Below are 24,082 nucleotides of genomic sequence, written 5' to 3'. Positions count from 1 at the left end.
TTTTTCTTTCCAAAAAGATGAACTACTAACTAATTAATCAATGATATGGTATAGGAATAACTGTATTTTTTGTCTAACAAACGATATTGCTCATGAGGCAAACTTCCCCAGCTGTCATCACCTCCAAGACCTCTTTGCTTGTAATCTAAATGCAGGTAAACTGCTTCTTTAGAATCTAAGTTTAAATCTGTTGGATGGCGTTGTTCCTTATTTTTTCCGGGATCCAGATCTTCTGTCGAAATATTCAGTGCACTAAAACCAATTGGCTGCGCGCCTTCAATTTTTAAACCTTGTCCGTTATTGTTTTTTAATGTCAGCCAGCGAACATCTGTTTTATATCCAGATTCCTGCGGACGAATAAAATTTCTTGCATATTGATTGTTCACTTTATCCGAGTATTCTCCCATAAACGCTGCCGAATTTCTATCCGAATAATTTTCCCAAGGGCCTCTTCCGTAATAACTCAAATTATCATAATCTCCTTTGAGTTTCAAACGCATTCCAAAACGAGGCAGTTCTGGTAAATCTTTTCCAGACATATCGATTGAAGACGTAACTTTAATTGCTCCGTTATTCTGAATTAAATAATCAACAGTGTAAGGAACATCAGCTTGCGCTAATTTATAAGCTACTTTTATTCCTAATCCTGCTGTATTTTTTTCATCCAAAACAACGCTTACAACGGTCGGATTTTTTGATGCTTCTTTCCAGATTCCTAATTTATTTGGCATCCCGCTTCCAAAATCATTATCTGTTGGAGCACGCCAGAAATAAGGTGTTGGAAAATTCGTAATCACATTTTTTCCGTTTTTCGATTCGTATTTTGAGATTTCTGCTTTTTTCAGGTCAAATTCTCCTTTACTATTTTCTGTTTCAAAAGAAAGAATAGTATTTGCTTTTGAATATTTTAATTTAGAAGCGCTATTTGTTTTCGTATTAGCTGCAAAATAATTTCCTTTTGCTATTTCAAATTGTGCTCTGGCAAATTCAAATCCTTTTGCTACTAAAGGATCATCGTATTTTGAAAGGGCAAAAACATTTAAAAAATATTCTGAATTTTCATCGATATCGCCTAAATAGATCGCTACTTTTTTACTTTGTTCCGGTTCTAAGTCTAAACTAAATTCGCCCGTTTTTACTTTTGCTCCGTTTTTAATCAGTTCATATTTAAAGTTATAATTGGACAGATTAGTATAATTAAAATGATTTCTGATTATTAATTCGGTTCTGCTGTTTAAAAGAATTTCAATGTTTTGATATACTTTTTTTACTTCTTCTAAAGCTGGCTTTGGTGTTCTGTTAGAAAAGATAAGGCCATCGGCACAACCATTTTCGTCATTTTGCAAAGCAGCGCCTCCCAAATCTCCTCCGTAAGCCCAGAAAACTTGTCCTTTATCATTTTTAGTTTTGATTCCCTGATCTACCCAATCCCAGATAAAACCGCCCTGCATACGTTTGCTGTTGTTGATAATGTCCCAATATTCCTGAAAATTACCACTACTTTGTCCCATTGCATGTGCATATTCACACATAATATACGGACGTGTTTTATCAGAATTCGCGTAATTTTTCATGCTTTTAATGCTTGGATACATTGGCGCTACGATATCTGTATTTCTATTTTCTCCTGCCTGTTCAAACTGAACCGGACGTGTAGTATCGACTTTTTTTAACCAATCGTAAGCATCATAAAAAACAGGGCCATTCCCACATTCATTTCCTAAAGACCAGATAATAATCGAAGGATGATTTTTGTCAATAGCAAACATTCTTTCAATACGGTCTAAATGTGCCGGCGCCCATTCCGGCAAATAAGCAGGATGTTTTTTCTGGTCAAACCAATTCTGCCATTCAGCTCCCATTGCATGACTTTCGATATTAGCTTCATCAACCACATAAAAACCATATTGATCGCATAATTCATAAATATGAGGATCATGCGGATAATGACTCATTCTGATCGCGTTAATGTTGTGTTCCCTCATTAACTGAAGATCTTTCAGCGTTAGTTTTTCATTCGGAACGTGACCGTTTACATCATCATGTTCATGGATATTAACTCCTTTTACCATAATGACTTTGCCATTTACCAATAAACGAGCGTTCTTAATTTCTACTTTTCTAAAACCTGTTTTTTTAGAAATAATTTCTAAAGTTTTTCCTTTATCATCTAATAATGAAATGGTATAGCGATACAAATTTGGCGTTTCGTTACTCCATTGTTTTACATTTTCAATTGTTTTTTCGAAGCTTATATTTTGCGCTTTATCATTTACTTTTTTGCTTTCAGAATAAATCACTTTGTTCTGATCGTCAAACAATTCAACCTTTACGGATGGATTTTTTACTTTACTTTTTTCAAAATATTTTAGCGTTACATCCAGATTGAAAAGTCCGTTTTTGTATTGATTGTCTAAGTCACTTTTTACAAAATAATCCCAAATTGTCGTTTTAGGCATTGCCTGCAGATAAACATCTCTTTCGATACCGCTTAATCTCCAAAAATCCTGATCTTCTAAGTAACTTCCATCATGCCAACGGAATACCTGAACAGCAAGCAGATTTTCTCCTTTCTTTAAAAAAGAAGTAATATTAAATTCAGCCGGGGTTTTGGATGCTTTGGTCATTCCGACTTCTTTTCCGTTCAGGAATACTCTCGCATAACCTGAAATAGAAGCAAAATGAAGAATGATTTCTTTGTCTTTCCATGATTCCGATACTTTAAAAGTACTTCTGTAACTTCCAACCGGATTATAATCTTCCGCTATAAAAGGCGGATTTTTCGGAAACGGATACGTAATATTGGTATAAATAGGAATATCAAAACCTTGTAGTTCCCAATTAGATGGCACCTGAATGTTTTTCCAATTGGAATCATTCAACGTTGTGGTGTAAAAATCCAACGGTCTTTCGGATGGTTTTTTAACAATATTGAACTTCCAGTTTCCATTCAAACTTTGATACAACTCTGATTTTTGAGGATTATTTCCTTTCAATTCCGTTTCATTACTGAACAGCAGAAAGGAACTTCTGCCTTTTTCTTTTCCTCTGTCCAAAATCTGAGGATTTTCCCATTCATTATTCTGGGCAAAATTATTTTGCAGACTCCAAAACAAAGCAAGTGCTAATACAATTTTTTTCATTTAACTACACAATGGTTTTTAATTTAATACTCCAAAATTTATTTCAAACCAGCTTGTCAATGCTTGATTTCGAAATAAAAATCAACTTCACAAATTTAGATAACGACCTATAAGATAAGAGGGACGTTACAGTAAATTAGAAGGGGTATATTAACATAAACGGCCAAAAAACGAGTAATTGAGACGATATTTCACATTATTCATAATTATTGAATTAAAAAATATTGAAAGGAAAAATTGTATTATATCAAAAAATTAAGGCTTTAGAATAGGAAGTTGTTTTACCTCTAAAATTTGTACAGGCTCCGGATTTACTTTTACCAATCCTTCTCCATCGGCCTGACTTACGTTTTGAGAAAAAATATGCAATTGCTTTTTATTTTTCCAAAGTTCTTTATCCAAATTCGGTTCCCATTGTCCTACCGTAAAACGACTTAGATCTGTTAACTGCCATTTTTTATTTTCTAAATTGGCATAAGCCAATGTGATTTTATTGTCGCGTTCTTCATCTCTAAAAAGCAGATACAACATCGATTTTTTGACCAAAATTTCAGGACGGGAAATCGGAATTCTTTTTGTACCGCCTCCGCCTAAACTAAATGGTTTGGTATGAAAATCGGTATTGATTAAATTCCATTTTCCATCAGCCAAATACACTACCTTATATTGCGGAATACCATTATTGTCCCAATACGTAGTAATGTATGGATTTCCTTTTTCGTCAACAGTCATTGCGGTTTGGTTAATTAAACTGCTGTTTTGTGGTACTTCCCAGGCATTTTCGGCTGTGGCTTTTGTAATAGGTAAAGTATATTTTTCTCCTGTAGATTTTTGCCATGTTTTACCACCATCAGCTGAAAAAGCATAACAAATATCATGGTTCGTTGACACATCCCAACTTTCTCTCCAAACCCATGAAATGTAAATTCCTTTTTCTCCCATACATATTTGCCAATAGGCACTGCGCTGGTTTTCGCCGTCAATTAAATTATTTTGTAAGGATGTCCATTGCTGCGTTTTTAAATCATAAGATTTCATAACCAAATTTCCTCTTCCAGAAGCTCCGGAACGATAGCAGAACAATAAATTTCCATTGGGAAGATTATGGAATTCAGGATAAGTAACTTTACTTTCATCAACTCCTGTCATAGCTTTTTCTTCGCCTAATTCTAAAGTAAAGGGCTTTTTACTTCTGGCATAACGCAAACGCGTATCATGATGATCCCAACTCACATGAAGATATCCTTCACTGTCTATTGCAATACTGATATCATTATGAGCATCTTTTACATTTCCACTATACGGAGTGATTACTTTTTCCCAGTTGTTTGAATTTAGTTTTCGTTTTGCCAAAACCATTCTGCTTTCCGGATCATAATAAGCGGTGTATTGATTTCCTTTGAACGATGTCAGTGCACTATTTCTAAAAATAACCGTATTAACAGAATTATTGCTCCAACCTAAACCTACTTCACTTTCTATAGTTTTTAACTGAGCTTTTACACTGAATGAAAAAAATAGCAACATTAAAAATAAGCTTGCAGCACTGAAAGTTTTTTTATTTAATTGATTATTTAAATTGCTTTTCATTTCTCTTTTTTAATTCTAATAAGTGTTAATACAACACTTCAAATATAGCAAACTTTTTTAAATTATATATTTTATATAAAATATTACAAAAAACTAAATTTTACTAAAAATTATAACAACTATATTACGATAAAATAAAAATTAAGCCTAGAATAACATTTGAGATTAAAAAAGTATTTTTAAAACTGTACCTATAAAAATAACATTTTCTGTATCTGTATCTAAAAGTGGTAAGACGCTAATTTTGCTAAAAAAAGATTATGGAAGTAAGAGACCAAACTTTAACAAACCTAAAATTTAGAGAAGTTTATATATTTGATATGTTAGCCTTGCAAGATATATATTATCAAAACCTGCATAAAAATAATTCAAAGAATTTATCTTTTGGAATTCCATTTTTATTGGCACAAAGGGGCAAAAAAATAAATTCATTTGCCAGTTTGGTTCTTGATCAGGATAACCGTGTCAGTTTTATGATTTTTGATGACGTAACTTTAAGTGCAGAAGATAAAAATGAATTTACAAACACGATCTCAAATTTTCTTAAGAAAAAAAGAAATGATAATTTTAAGGATCCTGAACAATTCAACAAAAGCAGTAATTACTTGGCCAAATGGCTCGATCTTTAATCAAAGTAAGCAGTCGAAATGAAAAAAACTGAAATATTATATTTAAAAATTGCTAAAATTATAGAAGAGCAAATCCAAAATGAAACTTTAATAATGGGTGATAAATTACCATCTGTAAGAAGTGCTCATAAACTTTATAATGTCAGTGTAAATACCATAAAATTAGCTTATCTGGAATTGGAGAGTCGTTCACTTATTGAATCCCGACCAAAAATGGGGTATTTTGTAAGCAGAAGTGCACTGAGAAATTCAGAACTGCCCAGCGTCGCAAATATTAATCCTCTTGAATCCAAAAACACCCCGGAAGATTTAATTGATAAAGTATTCGGCACGCTCAACAAATCAGATGTAACCCAATTCGCATTAGGTCTCCCGGGAAAAGATTTTCTGCCGTTAACAAAATTGAATAAAAGCATTATTACTACCTTACGAAACAGAAATGATGCCGGCACTTCATACGAACCGGTACAAGGTACGGAAGAGCTTAGACGTGCAATTGCGAAGTGGGCCTTAGTAATGGAAGGAAAAATTACAGAAGACGACCTGGTTATTACTTCTGGTGCAATGAGTGCCGTTTATAATGCATTAATGGCAACTACTTCTCCCGGAGATAGTGTGGCTGTAGAAAGTCCCGCTTATTTTGGAATACTTCAGGCAATTAAAACGTTAGGATTAAAAGCCGTTGAAATTCCAACCCATCCATTGTATGGGCTGGATTTGGATGCTCTTAAAAAAGTAATACCAGAAATAGCCGCCTGTTGTATTGTCAGCAATTTTAATAATCCAATGGGATTTAAAATGCCGGACGAGAATAAAAAAGAGTTAGTCAGAATGATAACTGCTTATAATATTCCATTGATAGAAGATGATATATATGGCAATCTCTATTTTGGCACTGAACGTCCTAAACCTTGCAAATTCTATGACGAAGCTGATTTGGTATTATGGATCGGATCTGTTTCAAAAACCCTTGCTCCAGGATACAGGGTTGGCTGGATTGCGCCCGGAAAATTTAAGGATCGAATTATCCGTCAGAAGCTTGTACAAACCGTCTGTAACTCTTCTTTATATTCTGATGTAATTACGGATTTTTTAGAACATGGACGTTATGATCATCATTTAAGAACTTTTAGAAATAAACTATACAACAATTACCTGCAAATAAATCGTGCAGTGGAATCTTATTTTCCGGACAATACAAAAATATCCCAGCCCAAAGGAGGTTTTATGTTATGGCTGGAGCTGGATGAAAGAATTTCTACAACGGAATTATACAATACTGCTTTGGCTCAAAAAATCAACTATGCACCCGGCAGAATTTTTTCCCAGTATAATCAATACCATAATTGTATGAGGCTTAGCTACGCTCTTGAGTGGAATGAACGTGTCGAAGACAGCATAAAAAAATTGGGACAAATCATTAAAAATAATATCTAAAACTATGGAATCCAATACCACAACAAAAGTAATAGTAGTACCCTTCTCCCCATCATATCAAAAGGCTTTTAAAGACCTAAATACAGAGTGGATTTCAACTTATTTTGAAATTGAACCAAGTGATTTAAAAACTTTAAATCATCCTCAGGAATATATTATTGATAAAGGCGGAGAAATCTTTTCTGCAATTTTAAACAATGAAATTTTAGGAGTTTGTGCATTATTAAAAAATAATAATGATCATTTCGATTTTGAATTAGTAAAAATGGCAGTAAGTCCAAAAGCACAAGGAAAAGGAATCGGGCTGTTATTGGCAGAAAATGCCCTAAAATGGGCTGAGAAAAAAGGTGCTTCCAAAATTTATTTACAAAGCAATACCAAGCTTGGAGCAGCGATAAAATTATATGAAAAACTAGGTTTTAAAGAAATCAAAGGTATTCCTTCTCCTTATAAAAGAGTCGATATACAAATGATGTTAACATTAAATAATTAAAAAAACCGCATAAACTAATGGTTTATGCGGTTTTGCTATTTTGATTACATTTCTTTTAAATTCACTTCTTTTTTCTCGCCATCCTTATCTATGGTTACGCGTTTCTCAATATTCGCTTTATCAGTGTAGGATTGTCTTGCTGTACCATAATTGGTTGTAGACCCCTGATAACCAAAATAATTATAATAATTGGTATATCCGGATACATACGAATAATTATAGGAGTTAGAAAAATCAAAGCTGACCATAACTACATAGGTACCCGGCATCAGATCTGCAAATTCAAAATGTCCCTGATCATCATAAACTTTGGCCTTTTTGACAGAATATCCGAAATCGGAGTTTAAAGGAACTTCCGGCATTTTTTTCTGTTTGCGGATTTTCTTGTTCACTTCTAACCACTCTTCATAATAAGCTGAACTTGGAAAAAGTGTAATTTCTGTACCTTTTGGAGCATATTGCTTTTTTGCAGTATTGACCAAGCCACCCAATCTTTTACCAGAATCAGATCGTGCATAAGCTGTGCCGATAATAACACTGTTCCCTTTGGAAATTTGATTAGCGACTTCTTCTTTATTGAAGCTGTTTTTAATAGGCTGATAATCCAGTTCTTCATTAACTGTAATTTCCCACATGTTATTTACCATAGACATTTCACGCTGCCAGAGACGGTGGCTTTTTTTGTCTATAATATAATTATACCAGGCCTTGGTACTTTCTTCTAAAACAGAAACCAGCCATGTTTCATGTTTACCGGTTCTTGGTGAATTATAGACAAAACTTTTTACTTCTTTTATCGTATAATATTCAACAAGCACATTTGATTCGTCATTATAATAGAATTGCGGGAAGCGGGCTTTATATCCTACATCTAAAGGCAATGTCCCAATTAGATGATCGGTCCAGTTAAAGTCAAAATATTCCTCCTTAGGTTTAAGTTTAAGTTTTTTATCTTTTTTGGTTTTCTTCGAATAAAAATTACCTGTAATTGTTTCTCCAAAATTAAGATTCAGTTTTGCATTCTTGGTTTCATCAGAGTAACTGATAGCTTTAAGTGTCTGGGCATCTGCTGTACTAATCCGTGAGGTAGGCTTTCCATTATCTTTTGGAGTGAAAGTATTGTTTAAAGTTAATTGATTGTTGGCAGCAACTATATCATAAGTCAGCGCTCCCATATTTTTCCATTCTGTACCTTTAACATAGTATACAGTATAAAGCGACTTTTCTGGTTTGATATATTTGGTATTGATATCCTTACTGCCTGGTACTATTTCCTTTTGGCTTAATGCAATAAATGGAAACAGCATCAGTGTTAAAACAAGTGTATTTAATTTCATCTTTCTATTACTATAATTGGGCAAAAACTAATCGAAGTATTTTGAATATTCTCTCTTTATTAACAAACAACTATCTGTACTGGTATGCTTATAATATGCTTTTTAATTAATAACAAATTTACTACTGCCAAATACAGAAAACAATACCTGATTTCATGGTTATTTAACGCGTTTTTTATAATTATTTGCTGTCTGCTCTGCTGCATTCAATAAATTTATTGCACTATTCATAATTTATTAAATACTAAAAACAAAAAAATAATTACATTCGCGAAACGCTTACGAAATAAGGTAAAAAAACATTTTTTGCACATTAAACTGGTTTGAAATTTCGTAAATTAATGTTAGTGAAATACCATCTTAGGCGCAAAAAAAATATAAATTAGACTAAATATCAGAACCAAAAATGACAAATAACTGTTTAAATTGTAACGAAGAAATTAAAGGAAATTTTTGCAGTAACTGCAGTCAGGCAACATCAACACACAGATTTTCTTTATCTCATGTTCTTCAACACGATTTAATTCACGGAATATTTCACTTTGACACCGGCTTTTTCTACACTATAAAAGAACTGTTTTCGCGACCGGGACACAGTATCAGAGAATATGTACAAGGTAAAAGGGTAAAGCATTTTAATTATTTTGCCACAATTATTCTTTTGCTGACCATAAATTATTTTCTAAAAAAATGGACCAAAATTGAAGTAGCTGATTTGTATGATCAAACTGGGCTTTTTAAGGTACTGAAACACTACTCCAAAATTACTGTCTTTCTTCACGTTCCCATTATTGCTTTGGCAAGTTATTTACTTTTCAAAAAAAGCAAACAAAATTTTACCGAGAATCTGGTGCTTAATATGTATTTGTTGTGTGGAGTTTTAACAATTAGTCTTATTTTGCCATTTATTATGTTATTTAATGACAATAAAGAATTTCTTCTTGGAGTAAATTATTTCTTAACTGTAGCAACCTTCTTGTATGTAATAATATTCTTTTATCAATATTTTTCTGTTTTTTATCCAAAAAAGAGCCAGTTAATTATTCGTATAGTTAGTATTGCAATCTTGTATTTACTTGTAAAAGTAGTAACTGACAATATTTTGAATATGATTGGACAGAGGTATTTACATTAATTACAATTTGTAAGATCTAAAAAGACCAGAATCCCATTTCATTTGAATTGGGATTTTTTTATGTCTTTTTTACTTAATTTTGTCAAAACACACTTATTCTCACATGAAACGTTCCGGTACAGCTGATCTTCCTTTACATTACGGGCAAGTTCCTCTTTGGCTTTCTGAACGAATGTCGAAATTAGGATTTGCAATTGTAGAAACGATTGCTTTGGAATTTTCTACTTCAGAAGTAATCAGTAAACTTAGTAATCCTTTTTGGTTTCAAAGTTTTGGTGCTGTAATGGGAATGGACTGGCATTCTTCCGGAATTACGACTTCGGTACTTGGTGCCTTAAAAAAATCGGTTAATCCACATTCTAAAGAACTGGGAATATATATTTGTGGAGGTAAAGGAAAAAATTCACTTTTAACGCCACAAGAACTTTTATTTGTAGGCGAAAAAACCGGTCTCGACGGAAATAATCTTGCCAACTGCAGCCGATTAACAGCCAAAGTTGACAATACTGCCATTCAGGACGGATTTCAATTGTACCAGCACAATTTTATTGTGGACAATAAAGGACAATGGGCAGTTATACAACAAGGAATGAATCCTAACTCTAAAACAGCCAGAAGATACCATTGGCATTCACCGGATTTAAAATCTTTTATAAATGAACCTCATACTTTTATTTATGGAGAAAATCAAGGAACTATTTTAAACTTAACTGCTCACGCGGCTGAAAAATCGAGAGAAGGTATTTTAGAATTGGTTAAAGAATCCCCAACAAAAATCATAAAAGAAATGCAACATCTTAGCATGCCTTTACACCATGATGTGAGAATGGAAGATGTAAATATGAAAAGGCTCGGTGCAATGCTCTGGACAACTCATGAGAACAAGCCGGAAGATTTTGAAGAATTATTACTTTTAAAAGGAATGGGACCAAGAGCTTTACAATCTTTAGCATTAGTCAGTGAAATAATTTACGGTACTCCTACCCGCTTTGAAGATCCGGCACGTTTTTCCTTTGCTCACGGAGGAAAAGACGGACATCCGTTTCCCGTTCCTGTAAATATCTATGATGAGACAATCGATACCTTGCAACGAGCAATAAACCGTGCTAAAATTGGCAATAGCGACAAAATTGATGCTATAAGAAAACTATCCGAAATCTCAAGAAAGGCAGAACAGGGCTTTACGCCCAATACCAACTTCGATGCTTTAATCCAAAAAGAACGAAACGAATCGTATAGATATGGAGGAAAAACTGTTTTTGGAGATGCTAAACCTCCAAAAAATAAACCTTCAAATCCTAATCAGCTAGAGCTATTTTAGACAGACTTTAAAGGATAAAAAAGATTTTACGAATTCTATGAAACTAAAAATGTCCCGGATATTATCAGGGACATTCTTAATTCTTAATTCTTAATTCTTAATTCTTAATTTTTTTCTTCATTGTCCAATTTATCATCGAAATCAGGCTCTTTTCCTTTGAATTTATGAGTATCAGTATCATAATTTTCATCGTTTGTTAGAACTTCATCATGATCTCTATATTGGTGTTTTCTTGTATCACTTCGATTATCAGAACCGCTTTTCTTAGCGTTATCCGGATTTTGATTGTTTGTTTTCATAATCTGCAAGTTTTAATTTTTTATAAAATTACCTGAATTCTTAAAATGTATGCTTACAGAATCACTTTTAAAAGTTACAAAACCAGCACTACAACCAAAATCAATACAATTTACATATAACCCGCTCCATCCATTTTACTTAATCGTGAAAATGTTATACTCGATAAAATAGTAAACACAGCCAAAACGATAAAAGTATACTGAAATGCTTTTGTTGTATTCAATTCAAATATTCCGGACTGAAATAAAGACAACACCAAACTTGCCACAGAAACGCCAAAACTTACCGATAACTGCTGCATAATTACCAGCATCGTATTTCCGCCACTTGCCGTATCCTGATCGAGATCTGACAGCGTTATGGTATTCATTGCCGACATTTGAATAGACGTAAAAGCACCATAAAAAATCATTAAAACAATGTAATAAGGCAGCGGCGTTTCTTTTGTAACAAAGCCTAAAACAATTAATATAATTCCAAGTAATATTGTATTTGTAATTAAAACAGTTCTATATCCAAAGAATTTTATAATTCTTACCATAAAGGGTTTTACGGCCACATTTGACAACGCTGACGGCAACAAAAGCAAACCCGATACCGAAGCCGAATAACCAAAACTGGTCTGTAACATTAAGGGCAATAATAAAGGCAGTCCGCCAATTCCAAGTCTTGTTATTAAACTTCCTTTTAAACCTATTTTTAATGTCCGAATATTAAGTAGTCTTAAATCGATAATAGGTTTTTCTGTTCTTTTATAATGAATATAATAGAAAAGGGACAATAAACCGGAAAGGAAAAGCAATCCTAAAATAACCATCATGTGGGTTCTTCCGCTTTCTATAAGTTCAAGAACCATTGTAATGAATATTAATGCTAAACTAAAATAGACTAATCCCCTGAAATCAAAACGACCAACCGCATGTTTAAAATTGGGCATAATTTTGTACGCCATCGAAATTCCGATAATTCCAATGGGAACATTCACTAAAAATATCCAGTGCCACGAAAAATTATCTGAAAGAAATCCGCCCAGACTTGGTCCTGCAACCATTCCTAAAAGCCCGAATACCGTTATAAAATTCATCGTTTTTAAAAGTTCACTTTTGGGATATTGGTACAAAATTGCCAGTCTTGCAATTGGAACCATCATAGAAGCCCCAATCGCTTGTAAGACACGAGCCAAATTAAAACTTTGCAAATCAACAGACAATGCACAAAACAAGGAACCTGTCACAAATAAAAAAACAGCAATCATAAACATTGTTCTGGTTCCAAACTTATCTGCTAACCAGCCTGACAACGGTATAAACATGGCAAGTGTAAGCGTATAAGTAACAATTACAGAATGCATTTCGGTTGGTGAATATCCCATATCTTTTGCAATTGATGGCAGAGAAGTGTTTAGAATTGTACCATCCAGAGATTGAATAAACATTGCTATAGCAGTAACCCACGGTAAAAGATGTACGGCATTTTGTTCTTTTTTTTCTTCTGTTTTGTTCAATAGGTCTGTTTCCATTTACAAGAATATCTTTATAATCGTTAATACAACCCTGCGTTAATTATTGGAGAGTTTATTTAAATTTAAACAATCTCCTTTAATTTCTTTGTCTTTTTTAAGTTCAATTTGGTTCAAATAATAGCTTTATTTCTTAAATTTAAAACTAGTTCTTCTTTAACTCAAAATTCGCAATGGCTAACGATTCTTCTAAATATCCTTATAAATTACCTTTTTCCTATTATTTAAATCCTGATGTACTTTTTCTGGCAAAAAATCTTTTAGGAAAAGTATTGTACACCCAAATCGATGGAAAAATAACAGCTGGTATTATTGTAGAAACCGAAGCTTATTTTGGTGTACAGGATAAAGCGTCTCATGCTTATGCTGGCAGACGAACCAACCGGACTGAAATAATGTTTGGTAGCGGCGGCGTTTCTTATGTTTATTTGTGTTATGGGATTCATCATCTTTTCAATATTGTAACTTCTGTTGAAGATGAACCTCATGCCGTTTTAATAAGAGCCATTGAACCTCTTGAAGGAAAAGAAATTATGGAAGAAAGAAGAAATATGCTGTCTTCTAAAGCAGCTATTTCTGCTGGTCCCGGTTCTGCGGCAAAGGCATTAGGAATCAATGCCTCTTTTAATAAAAAAGATTTAAACGGAGACGAGATTTGGATTGAAGATCATGGTCTTCGATATTCTGAAAAAGAAATTGCTGCCACTCCTCGTGTTGGTGTTGCGTATGCTCAGGAAGATGCTCTTTTACCTTGGCGTTTTTTTATTAAAGGAAATAAATATGTTAGTAAACCCAATAAAATATAAAAGACGATTTTTTACAATCGTCTTTTATATTTTAATTTATTTAAAAAAATCTAACGCCAGCCCAGTTCCGGAGCAACATGCTCCAATATAGACGACAATATATGCACATTGTAATCAACACCTAAAGTATTAGGGATTGTTAGTAAAAGTGTATCAGCTTCCTGAATGGCTTCATCTTCTGCCAATTGTTTTATCAATTCTTCCGGTTCTGCTGCATAACCTCTTCCAAAGATGGCACGTTTATCACTTTCAATATAACCAAAACTATCCGCAGCTTTTCCCTGATCCCCAAAATAGAATTTATCCTGATCGTTGACTAAAGCGAATATCGAACGGCTGACCGAAACTCGTGCTTCTCGTTCATGTCCTGCTTTTTTCCAGGCTTCTTTATACAATCTAATTTGTTCTGCCTGTTGAATGTGGAATGGTTTTCCGTTTTCGTCAAACTTCAAAGTAGAACTTTGCAAATGCATTCCGTTTTCGGCAGCCCAGATTGCAGTAGCATTTGAAGCCGCTCCCCACCAGATTCGCTCTCTTAATCCCTCTGAATGTGGTTCAAGACGCAGCAAGCCCGGCGGATTTGGAAACATGGGATACGGATTAGGTTCTGCAAACCCTTCTCCACTCAGTTTATCCAAAAATTCTAAAGCTTTTTTACGTCCCATATCAGCATCGGTTTCACCTGCTTCTGGTTCATAACCAAAAGTACGCCATCCGTCAATCACCTGTTCCGGTGATCCTCTGCTGATTCCTAATTGCAAGCGTCCTTCTGAAATTAAGTCGGCAGCACCGGCATCTTCCACCATATACAAAGGATTCTCGTATCGCATGTCGATTACGCCTGTTCCAATTTCTATTTTTTGTGTTTTAGCACCAATAGCTGAAAGCAAAGGAAATGGAGAAGCCAGCTGTCGTGCAAAATGATGGACACGAAAATAAGCGCCATCTATACCTATTTCTTCTGCGGCAACAGCTAAATCTATGGATTGAAGCAGTGTATCACTTGCTGTACGAGCTTTATAGGAAGGATGATTGGCCCAATGTCCAAACGATAAAAATCCTATTTTTTTCATAGCTACAGTATATATTTTACAATCTCAAATATACGCATCATTATTGGTTCTTTAATGGAAAAGATCCCAATAGTTAATTCTATTTTTTTAATCTATTTTAAACTAAAGCATTCCAAATTTATCTCGATAACTTTTCAATTCTAAATCCATTGTATATTGCAATTTCTCCAAAAGAATTATTTTATCTTTTAACAACTGACATACAAAAATATAATCTGTACTTTTAATAGTATTGCTTTCATTAGTTTTCTTTTCAAAATACTGCTCGCTTTCAAACTGTATTATATTTTGCATGCTGACTTCCAGTACAACTGAGATTTCTTGTAATTTCTTTAGACTTACTTTGCTTATTCCTTTTTCGATTTTACTATATCCAGCCTGCGTCATTCCTAATCTATCCGCCACATATTCCTGAGTATAGTTTTTTAGTTCTCTGATGTTTTTTATACTATTGTTTATATTTACTGCCATCTGTTTAAATTTTATAAATTGTACCTCATTAATTAATTTCCTATCTATTTACAAATGATAATTGCAAATAAATAATCAAAAACGAACCTTCACAATAACAAATGTTAATCGTTTGGAGTATTTTTTATTTTACTGGCATATTTTAAACGGCTTAAATGCACCGAGCTTATATTTAGGTAAGAAGCGATATGATATTGCGGAACGCGCTGGAGTAAAGTGGGAAACTGTGCATTCATTGTTTCATATCTTTCCAGTGGAGAATGCATGTAGAATGCTTTAATTTTATCATTTAGAATGAAGAAATAATCTTCTGTAATAAGTCTTCCTAATTTTTCACCATTTCTGAGAGTACTGTATAATTTTTGGAGCATTTCAAAAGTTACTTCTATTACCAAAGTATCTTCTACCGCTTGTATGGAAAAACTCGAAGGAGAATTTTTTAAGAAACTTTCATAATCGACACCAAAAGTCCCTTCCATACAAAAATGAAAGGTTTTTTCTTCTCCTTTTTCATCAGCATAATAAATCCGAAGTAAACCTCCTGCTACAAAAAATATCCTACTGCATATTTCATCTTGCTTTAAAAGCATGCTCTTTTTAGGAAAAAATGTGCTTTTGAACCTACTGCAGCAATATTGCCATTCTGATTCGTCGATTTCAACATAATTCAAAATAAGCTTGTATATATTCTCTATTCCATCATTTCTTAAACTTTCAATTTTTTTTCCCTTCATATTTCTAATTTTTGGCGTATACCTAACTATGTTTAACTTTTAAATTTAATTCTTAGACAAAATTAAATTATTACCGAAATCTTATAACTTGAAAATTTAAAAGCTTTTGTTAAAGCTTGGGAAGATTAGTTTTATTTTATAACTCCGAAAAAAAGAAGAAAATTGCCCGTCAATACAGATATCTGGCTGATTTTAACAAAAAATGAGTTATATTTAATATATAGAAATAAAAATCATTAATTAAACAAAATTCACAACAATAAGGAAGAATTTTATAATTTCAACGTTAAACAAAATCAATATGAAACAACTGATTTTTTTACTGCTATCCATTTTTGTTTCTTCTTGTTCCAGTGTGTTAAACAGTACAAAAATTGATTATCTAACAAGCAATTATTGCCAGCCTACTATCGAGTACGACTATTCTAAATTAGAAATTCCTAAACAAAAAAATCTTAAACAGGATAGCATTTTAAAAGCAAATTTGTCCCTACACGATATATTAATTAGCAATGCAATTGGGATCGAAACGTATCTCACACAATATCTTCAAATAAAAAAAGACACTTTAAAAAGACTGGTGTTAAAGCAAAAAATCACTGATCGATTAATACTTACCAGCATAGAAATAAATGCATTAGCCTCTGAATTAGACTGTAATGGCGAACGTATAAACAAACTATCCGATTATGTCAACGGCTTGAACAATAAAAAAACTAAAAACCTTACTGTTGCTTCTGTAACTATAGGTGCTCTAACTACTGTTGCAGCCGTTTTAGTCAAAAACAATAATTCTAGTAATGCAGTTGCTGTAAGCGGCGGATTGTTAAGTGCAGGATTGGGAGCTTTTACTATTGCTCCAAAAGGAAAAAAAATTGAATTAAAATTGCAACGGAATCTGCTGAGAAATATTTGGTATAATGATAATTCTAATGGGGCTTATCCTAACTCTATATGGATAATTATAAATGAAAAACAGTTTAGCAATTCTGGAAAAAATGATCTGCAGGAAAGTATAAAAAACAGATGGCTTCAATATAATTTTGATGGAAAAATAGATGCAAAAACACAAACCCTCTTTTTTGATGACGGCGGTATTTATACTGCAGATGACTTATACACTAGGGCAAATATGCTTAATGAATTGCAGGCGACTATCCGCTCTCTAGAACAGGATTTGAAAAGTTTATCGTTAAAACTGAATTCTCTTTAATATTCCTGATAATCTTAATTTAAAAACACTAATAGGATTATTTGTCATTCTTTTCTGAAATGATAATTTTGTATCTAATCTAAAATTATATACAAGTAAAAAATGGACTTAAAATTTAGTCATATCGATATTTTAGTAAAAGATCTTCAAACGGCTTGCGATTATTATTCAAAAATATTAAAGGCAGAAATTTCAAAAAAGTTTACTTGGCAGAGAGACGATCTTCATGTGACGTATGCTGTTGTAAAAATTGGACAAGAAAAATTCATGCTTGTGCAGCCTTTCTCCGGAAATCTTAAAAATCTTTTAGATACAAAAGGCGAAGGAACTATTTATCGTCACTGTTATTCGGCTCCTGATATTGAAGTCGCTTATGATGAATTGATCGCTTCAGGTGTTCAGCCAGAAGATGAAAATGGAAATCCTTTAACACGTGAAAAGCTTAATTCGCCAAGTGGAGTACGAATCATTTGGCTTCCTAAACGTTTTGGAGAGTTTTCAATTGAGATACTGGAAGAATCAGGACTTCAGGAATTTATGAAAGATGCTTTTATGCATTCTTAGAAATAGTCAACATAACTTAAAAATAGTTTTAGTTTACAAAAAAAATCTTAAAATTAAATCATCTGATAATTAAACAAATGAACTATACATTTAGAAAAGCAAAAACAGAAGAGCAACAGCAAATCTGGAAGATTCTCGAAAACGCAATTCAAAGAAGAAAAGAAGAAGGCAGTGACCAATGGCAGGACGGTTATCCAAATCCTGCTATAGTTCAGAACGATATTAATAAAGAAAATGGCTTTGTACTTGTAAATGAAAACGAAACGATTGTTGGCTATGCCGCTATTTTAATTAACGATGAACCCGAATATGCCAATATCAAAGGAAAATGGTTAACTAATGAAGATTTCATCGTAATGCATCGGGTAGCAATTTCGGATCAATATCTGGGTCAGGGTCTAGCTCAAAAAATGCTAAGATATATGGAAGAGTATGCTGTTTCAAATACTATTTTCAGCATCAAAGCAGACACTAATTTTGATAATACTGCTATGCTTAAAGTATTTGAAAAGAATGGTTATGTGTATTGCGGTGAAGTAACTTTTAGAGGAAACCCCAGAAAAGCTTTCGAAAAAACACTTCAAAAATAATCTGCCAGTCCGTTTCAATTTATAGTATAAAACTGTAATATCTGAGATAAAAAATCTGCTTAATACCAGTATTTAATAGATAGAAATAGATTCATAAAAATGAAACAATTATTTAATGCAATAAAGTTGCGTTAGATTAAAAAATGTTTTTAATTTACATTCTACTAAATAAATTAAAATGAACAGACGCAGATTTTTAAAAGGCTCAACACTATTGACAGGACTTTTTACGCTTAGTCCATCGGTTATTCTTGCTAATGATATAGAATCCATATCTAAAAAAGGGAAAAAAGCAAAAAATATAATTTTCCTGATTAGTGACGGAATGAGTTCCGGAACCCTTCAAATGGCTAATCTGTATTCTCAGAATATTTTAGGGAAAAATGGAAACTGGATGAATCTTTACAAAGAAAATAAAGTTTCAAGAGCTTTGATGGATACGGCTTCTGCAAGTTCTGCCGTTACTGATTCTGCAGCTGCAAGCTCCTCTTTTGGCGGAGGCCACCGGGTTAAAAATGGTGTTCTGAACATTGGTCCTAATGGTGAAAAATATCTTCCTATCTGGCAAAAATTTAAAAACGCCGGAAAAAAAGCGGGCTGTGTTACGACAGTTACGATAACTCATGCTACTCCGGCAGGTTTTTGTGTGAATTCTGACAGCAGAAATGCCGAAAATGAAATTGCCGAAATGTACGCCAATCTTAGCCTTGATGTTATGATGGGCGGAGGTGATGAGTTTTTCAATGCTTCAAAAAGAGCAGATAAAAAAGATATTTATAAAATTTACGAAGAAAAAGGATATCAGATTTTAAAAGGAAAATCGGATTTAAAAAACATAAAAAAGGGACAGAAAACACTTGGAGTATTTAATACAGGAGCACTTCCGTACACTATTGACAGAAACAATATTCCGGAATTACAACATACACCTACTCTGGCAGAAATGAGCACAGCGGCAATTAACCAAATGAAAGATCATGAAAATGGTTTTGTACTGATGATTGAAGGCGGAAAAGTAGATTGGGCAGCACATGCCAATGATATTGCAGCTTTAATTCATGATCAGCTGGCTTTTGACGAAGCGGTAAAAACAGCAATTGATTTTGCTGAAAAAGACAAAGAAACCCTTGTGATCATTACCACAGACCATGGAAATGCCAATCCTGGGCTTATATATGGTAGCGATGCGGTAAAAAATTTCAACAGCATTGCTGATTATAAATATACCAACGAATATATTTTAAATTCGATCCATGCCGATTTTAATCTGCAGCAAATTAAAGACTGGATAAAAGAAACGAATAAAATTAGTTTAACGGATGACGAAGCTAAACATTTACTGAATTTTTATTCCGGACTTGAAAAACAGGAAGACGGTTTATATAATTATAAAAAGCTGCCGTTTAAAGCCTATTCAGAAATTCAGAAAAAACATAATAATGTGGGATGGATCAGTATGGATCATTCAGGTGATTACGTTGAACTGGCCATGTATGGTCCCGGAAGTGAATTATTAAAACCTTTTGTACAAAACATCGATCTTCATTATTTAATGCTGAAAGCGTCAATTGAAAAGGAATAATTAACAAATAGTAATTGTTCAGGAAACGACTGAACAATTACTACTTTCCTTTGGATTGTAAAGCATTGCAGTACATAAGCAGTTTTTTCTTTCTTTGCTGATTAATATTGGACAATTGACACAGGTTTTACAATTTTCCCAAAAAAGATCATCTTTAGGAAGTTCTGAGTAAGTTACAGGTCTAAAGTCCAATTCATGATTCATTTTCATAACTGCTGATCCGGTTGTCAGACTAAAAATTTTAGCATTTGGATATTTCTCCCGACTTAACTCAAAAATCTTTCTTTTAATTCTTTTGGCAAGTCCGGTATGTCTGAATTCAGGCGCTACAATTAATCCGGAATTAGAAACATAACTGTCGTTTTCCCAAGAAGATATAAAGGAAAAACCTGCCCATCTGCCGTCTGCAGCAAATGCAATAATGGCTTCTCCCTTTATTATTTTTGATTCCAACAGTTTCGGAGAACGGCCGGATATACCAGTCCCACGCGCTATAGCAGATGATAGTGTGACTTGACAGATTTCTTTGATCCAAAAGGTGTGAACAGCTCTTGTTTTTTCAATAATAAAATCAGAGAAGTTTTCTGTTTCAGAATTGAGAAAAATAACAGCTGTATCTTTTGTGTTTTCTACCGTTTTCATAATAGTTTAGCTAATTTTAAACTATTTGTGAGAGTAACAGAAGCGCAATAAAAAAGACAAGTGTAAATACCATTAAATTGATAATTCTGTCTTTGTTATGTCTAGCTTTATTTGATAAATATTGTTTTGTGATCTGCTTATTTCTTGTTTGACTGATTTTCATTGTATTAAATATTTTACGTCTTTATTAATTTGTCTCTATCAAAAAACAAAGGCTGTACCAAAACTTAAAACAAAAAATAAATCACTAATTATCAAAAGAATAAAAAAAATCAACCATTACTTTAATTACAAATACTTATCAAAATGATAGGGTTAGCTATTCAAAATGATAAGGCCATGATGAAACTTATCTTAACTCAAAAACACAAAAGCCCCAAATAAAATTTGGAGCTTTTGTATAGACTTGCAGATTTAAAGATGAACACTAAAAACCTTAATATTTACCACTACTTCAATGGATTTCCATTCTGATCAAGAGAACCGGCTTTAATAACAATCATTTTATCCAGCTTAACATACTTTTTGATTGCATCGTTTACCTGCTGCAACGTAGCTTTTTCGATGTCTTTTGGATATTGGTCAATATAGTTTGGTTCTAATCCTCTTTCGATAAAACTTAAAATTGTTCTCGCCATTCCGTTTGTAGTTGACATTCCAACCTTAAAACTTCCTATTAAATTGGTTTTCTTGTTTTCCAGTTCTTCAGCTGTAATTCCGTCTTTTACCCATTTGTCAACCTGAACCATTGTGGCATCCAGACCTTTTTGGAATAAATTAGGATTGAAAGAAGCATTTACAAACCAGTAACCTCCAGTTTCAATATTTCCTCCAATTCCGGATGAAATGTTGTAGGTCAATCCGTCGTTGTCACGAACCGTCTGCATTAAACGTCCTGCAAATCCGGCTCCTAAAGTATAATTTCCAATATAAAACGGAATATAATCAGCATCGGCTCTTTTTAAACCTGTGAATTGTCCGATGAATAATTCAGCACTTGGTTTCTCCGGAATTGTCACTACTTCTGTCTTTGCTGCAGTTTTTGAAGCTTCTTCAAATTTTAGTTTTTCTGATACTCCACCATTCCAGTTTTTGAATGATTTTTTTAAGGAATTAGTTAAATTCGCTCCTTCTGTATCTCCCACAATTACTAGTCGCATTGATGCAGTACCAAAATATTTTTTGTGAAAAGCTTTTACTTCATCTAAAGTTGCTTTTTTAATATTTTCGATATTTTCTTCAACGCTTAAACTGTAATTCGGATTATTTTTTGGATAAATAGACTGAGATAAAGCAATGTCTCCTCTTTCGCCCGGATCATTTAAACTCTGTTGTGTATTCCCGATAAACTGCTGTTTTAAATTTTCAAATTCTTTAGCATCAAACAAAGGATTTCTTAGTTCTTCAGCCAATAAAGCAACAACCTCATCCAGATCTTTTTTCAGACATTTAAATCCGATATTAATTTTGAAAGTCGAAGCATTTACATTTAAAGTCACTCCCAGTTTCTGTAGTTTTTCTGAGAATTTGAATTTATCATTAAGCGTTGTTCCTTTTGAAAGCATCGAAGCTGTCAAAGCCGGAATAACATCATTTTTTGTTTCGCTTGCATAATTTCCTAATGAAATGCTCGCTGCAACAGTCACAAAATCTTTAGCAGAAGTTTTTACTGAAACAACATCAATTCCGGAAACTTTTTCTCTTTTATAAGCCGACGACGATTTTTCAATATTTTCATTTGAAACCTTTTCATCTAAACTATTTTTCATTGATGAAGAAACATCAGCGGGGCTTTCTTCATGTACATGTCCGTCTTCTGTATGTCTGTAATAAAACGGTCCATTTTCCGGCATAAAATTGCCAGCCTGTATTGTATTTTGGTCTTGCGAGCCAGATTGTTTCGGAATAAAATACCCCGTTGTACTCTGATCTTCTACCAAATATTTATTGGCTACACGAAGAACATCTGCCGGAGTTACTTTTTTCAGTCGGTCAATTCCTGTAACATAATCTGTCCAGTCTCCCGATGCAATGGCTTCATTTAATTCTGATGCAATTACACCTGAACCATCACGGGCTAAAACAGTCTGTGCACTGATATTGGCTACCACTCTGTTTACCTCATCCTGAGTTACTCCCTCTTTTTGGATTTTTGCCACAACCTCGCTGATTTTAGCATCAATATCTTCATGTTTTGAAGTGGTTGGAAATCCTACTCCAATCGTAAATAATCCTACCTCTTTAAAATTAGTGGCATTTGCAAAAGCATAAATTCCCATTCTGCTGTCTACAAATGTTTTATTTAAAATGGATGAAGCGCCTGAACTTATTATTTCTGCTAAAATATTTAAGGCAGGCAAATCTTCATTTAGAGCGCCCGGAATTTTGTACGCTTTGTTGACAACGCCTAATTCACCCGGTTTTCTTACCACAATTTTACGTGCTCCATATTGCTGTGGTTCTTCTGTATAAGGCTGAGGCATTACATGCGGTGCTTTTGTAATTTTCCCAAAATATTTTTCGATTAATTCAAAAACATTCTCCTTTCTGAAATCTCCAATAATGGTCAAAGTCGCATTATCCGGCCAGTAATAAGTATTATAAAAGTTCTTCAAAACTTCAATCGGTGCTTTTTCAATATCCGATTTCCATCCAATTGTCGAATGATGATAGGGATGTGCAATATATGCCGAAGCCCAGATTTCTTTGTCCAGTAAACTGTTCGGATTGTTTTCTCCTCTTTCAAATTCGTTACGTACCACAGTCATTTCAGCTTCTTTATCTTCTTTAGTTAATAAAGAATTACGCATTCTGTCGGCTTCGATCTGAAGTGCCAGTTCTATTTTATCACTTGGCAGTGTTTCAAAATAGTTCGTACGATCATACCAGGTTGTAGCGTTTAACTGTGCTCCCGTATTCTGCAAAACATCGGTAATAGTGGTACCATTTTTTTTATTGAAAGTCGGAGTTCCTTTAAACATTAAATGCTCTAAAAGGTGCGTTGATCCCGTATTTCCCAGCACTTCATGTTTAGACCCAACGCGGTATACAATCTGTACGGTTGCAACCGGAGAAGCATTATCCTGCAATAGCAGAACACTCATACCATTGGGCTGATACAGATATTCTTCTATTCCGCCTAATTCTTTTATTTTCTTAAAATTAACCGATTTATTCTGCGCCGAAATAAGCGTACAGAATGCGAGTGAGCAATAGCCTAGAAAGATGTACTTTTTCATTTTTTGTTATTGATTGAGATTTTTTAGTTTTCAGTCTCGGTCTCAGTTTTCAGTTTTTACTGGGACTGAATACTGTGACTGTAAACTGAGACTGAATACTGAAACTAAGTTTTCTTAAAATATGTTTTTATCACCAATGATGATTCTTTTGAAAGCATAGCTGAGAGTTCACAACTACTAATTTTTTTAAATTCTAATTTTTCACGCCAATATTTCTTAAACAGTTTCCATGGTTTCATAATGTCTCATAATTTTAGAAGTTGT

The 24,082-nt window shown here is 33.5% G+C and carries 20 protein-coding genes; 10 read left to right on the top strand and 10 right to left on the bottom strand.

Features of this window, described 5'->3' with window-relative positions; genetic code table 11:
* Nucleotides 1–29: 29 nt before the first annotated feature.
* Together ACFS3A_RS08955 and ACFS3A_RS08950 are read right to left on the bottom strand one after the other, a co-directional pair.
* Nucleotides 30–3,143: a glycoside hydrolase family 2 TIM barrel-domain containing protein gene (locus ACFS3A_RS08955; RefSeq protein ID WP_379825050.1), complete on the bottom strand. Its 3,114-nt coding sequence runs from the start codon at nt 3,141–3,143 to the stop codon at nt 30–32.
* A gap of 255 nt (nt 3,144–3,398) precedes the next feature.
* Nucleotides 3,399–4,733, bottom strand: coding sequence for a BNR repeat-containing protein (locus tag ACFS3A_RS08950; protein WP_379825049.1), 1,335 nt, complete (start codon nt 4,731–4,733; stop codon nt 3,399–3,401).
* A gap of 260 nt (nt 4,734–4,993) precedes the next feature.
* On the opposite strand from ACFS3A_RS08950, the gene ACFS3A_RS08945 reads away from it, so the two are divergent.
* The 3 genes from ACFS3A_RS08945 to ACFS3A_RS08935 are packed head-to-tail and all read left to right on the top strand — an operon-like array spanning nt 4,994 to nt 7,292.
* Nucleotides 4,994–5,362, top strand: a complete 369-nt coding sequence (locus ACFS3A_RS08945) for a hypothetical protein (RefSeq protein WP_379825047.1) — start codon at nt 4,994–4,996, stop codon at nt 5,360–5,362.
* An 18-nt stretch (nt 5,363–5,380) separates the two neighbouring features.
* Nucleotides 5,381–6,799 (top strand): aminotransferase-like domain-containing protein, encoded by a 1,419-nt coding sequence (locus tag ACFS3A_RS08940; protein ID WP_379825046.1) that lies wholly within the window; start codon nt 5,381–5,383, stop codon nt 6,797–6,799.
* Between the two features lie 4 nt (nt 6,800–6,803).
* Entirely contained in the window at nt 6,804–7,292 is a 489-nt protein-coding gene (locus ACFS3A_RS08935) for a GNAT family N-acetyltransferase (RefSeq protein WP_379825045.1), read from the top strand.
* A 44-nt stretch (nt 7,293–7,336) separates the two neighbouring features.
* Here the strand turns inward: ACFS3A_RS08935 and ACFS3A_RS08930 are convergent, their stop codons facing one another.
* The gene (locus tag ACFS3A_RS08930; RefSeq protein WP_379825044.1) at nt 7,337–8,629 is read right to left on the bottom strand and encodes a DUF3108 domain-containing protein; all 1,293 of its coding nucleotides are present in this window, start codon (nt 8,627–8,629) and stop codon (nt 7,337–7,339) included.
* Nucleotides 8,630–9,035: 406 nt separating this feature from the next.
* Between ACFS3A_RS08930 and ACFS3A_RS08925 the strand changes: the two genes are divergently transcribed.
* Both ACFS3A_RS08925 and ACFS3A_RS08920 read left to right on the top strand, forming a co-directional pair.
* A complete protein-coding gene (locus ACFS3A_RS08925; RefSeq protein ID WP_379825043.1) occupies nt 9,036–9,764 on the top strand; it encodes a DUF3667 domain-containing protein in 729 nt (242 codons plus the stop codon).
* A gap of 103 nt (nt 9,765–9,867) precedes the next feature.
* On the top strand, nt 9,868–11,085 hold the full coding sequence (locus tag ACFS3A_RS08920) for a DUF763 domain-containing protein (protein WP_379825336.1): 1,218 nt from the start codon (nt 9,868–9,870) through the stop codon (nt 11,083–11,085).
* A gap of 104 nt (nt 11,086–11,189) precedes the next feature.
* On the opposite strand, the gene ACFS3A_RS08915 is transcribed toward ACFS3A_RS08920, so the two are convergent.
* Together ACFS3A_RS08915 and ACFS3A_RS08910 are read right to left on the bottom strand one after the other, a co-directional pair.
* A complete protein-coding gene (locus tag ACFS3A_RS08915; RefSeq protein WP_379825041.1) occupies nt 11,190–11,384 on the bottom strand; it encodes a hypothetical protein in 195 nt (64 codons plus the stop codon).
* Between the two features lie 110 nt (nt 11,385–11,494).
* Nucleotides 11,495–12,904, bottom strand: coding sequence for a DHA2 family efflux MFS transporter permease subunit (locus ACFS3A_RS08910; RefSeq protein WP_379825039.1), 1,410 nt, complete (start codon nt 12,902–12,904; stop codon nt 11,495–11,497).
* A gap of 173 nt (nt 12,905–13,077) precedes the next feature.
* Here ACFS3A_RS08910 and ACFS3A_RS08905 point away from each other — a divergent pair, with 173 nt between their 5' ends.
* Nucleotides 13,078–13,710, top strand: a complete 633-nt coding sequence (locus ACFS3A_RS08905) for a DNA-3-methyladenine glycosylase (protein ID WP_379825037.1) — start codon at nt 13,078–13,080, stop codon at nt 13,708–13,710.
* A 50-nt stretch (nt 13,711–13,760) separates the two neighbouring features.
* Here ACFS3A_RS08905 and ACFS3A_RS08900 read toward each other — a convergent pair whose 3' ends face one another.
* From ACFS3A_RS08900 to ACFS3A_RS08890, 3 genes are all read right to left on the bottom strand, one after another.
* Nucleotides 13,761–14,783, bottom strand: a complete 1,023-nt coding sequence (locus tag ACFS3A_RS08900) for an LLM class flavin-dependent oxidoreductase (protein WP_379825036.1) — start codon at nt 14,781–14,783, stop codon at nt 13,761–13,763.
* A 102-nt stretch (nt 14,784–14,885) separates the two neighbouring features.
* Nucleotides 14,886–15,254 carry a helix-turn-helix transcriptional regulator gene (locus tag ACFS3A_RS08895; protein ID WP_379825035.1) on the bottom strand — a complete coding sequence of 123 codons (369 nt, stop codon included), beginning with the start codon at nt 15,252–15,254 and terminating at the stop codon, nt 14,886–14,888.
* 104 nt (nt 15,255–15,358) lie between these two features.
* The gene (locus ACFS3A_RS08890; protein ID WP_379825034.1) at nt 15,359–15,988 is read right to left on the bottom strand and encodes a Crp/Fnr family transcriptional regulator; all 630 of its coding nucleotides are present in this window, start codon (nt 15,986–15,988) and stop codon (nt 15,359–15,361) included.
* Between the two features lie 301 nt (nt 15,989–16,289).
* Between ACFS3A_RS08890 and ACFS3A_RS08885 the strand changes: the two genes are divergently transcribed.
* From ACFS3A_RS08885 to ACFS3A_RS08870, 4 genes are all read left to right on the top strand, one after another.
* Complete coding sequence (locus ACFS3A_RS08885) at nt 16,290–17,201, top strand: hypothetical protein (RefSeq protein ID WP_379825033.1); 912 nt, start codon at nt 16,290–16,292, stop codon at nt 17,199–17,201.
* 102 nt (nt 17,202–17,303) lie between these two features.
* A complete protein-coding gene (locus tag ACFS3A_RS08880; protein WP_379825032.1) occupies nt 17,304–17,765 on the top strand; it encodes a VOC family protein in 462 nt (153 codons plus the stop codon).
* 77 nt (nt 17,766–17,842) lie between these two features.
* Nucleotides 17,843–18,355 carry a GNAT family N-acetyltransferase gene (locus ACFS3A_RS08875; RefSeq protein ID WP_379825031.1) on the top strand — a complete coding sequence of 171 codons (513 nt, stop codon included), beginning with the start codon at nt 17,843–17,845 and terminating at the stop codon, nt 18,353–18,355.
* Between the two features lie 178 nt (nt 18,356–18,533).
* Nucleotides 18,534–19,937, top strand: coding sequence for an alkaline phosphatase (locus ACFS3A_RS08870; protein ID WP_379825030.1), 1,404 nt, complete (start codon nt 18,534–18,536; stop codon nt 19,935–19,937).
* An 18-nt stretch (nt 19,938–19,955) separates the two neighbouring features.
* Here ACFS3A_RS08870 and ACFS3A_RS08865 read toward each other — a convergent pair whose 3' ends face one another.
* Nucleotides 19,956–20,579, bottom strand: coding sequence for a GNAT family N-acetyltransferase (locus tag ACFS3A_RS08865; RefSeq protein ID WP_379825029.1), 624 nt, complete (start codon nt 20,577–20,579; stop codon nt 19,956–19,958).
* A 449-nt stretch (nt 20,580–21,028) separates the two neighbouring features.
* Nucleotides 21,029–23,818 (bottom strand): M16 family metallopeptidase, encoded by a 2,790-nt coding sequence (locus tag ACFS3A_RS08860; RefSeq protein ID WP_379825028.1) that lies wholly within the window; start codon nt 23,816–23,818, stop codon nt 21,029–21,031.
* Nucleotides 23,819–24,082: the final 264 nt, after the last annotated feature.

The sequence above is a fragment of the Flavobacterium notoginsengisoli genome (assembly GCF_042686225.1).
Taxonomy (GTDB): domain Bacteria; phylum Bacteroidota; class Bacteroidia; order Flavobacteriales; family Flavobacteriaceae; genus Flavobacterium; species Flavobacterium notoginsengisoli.
The sequence above is the reverse complement of the archived record's forward strand: the minus strand, read 5'-3'. Positions and strand labels throughout refer to the sequence as shown.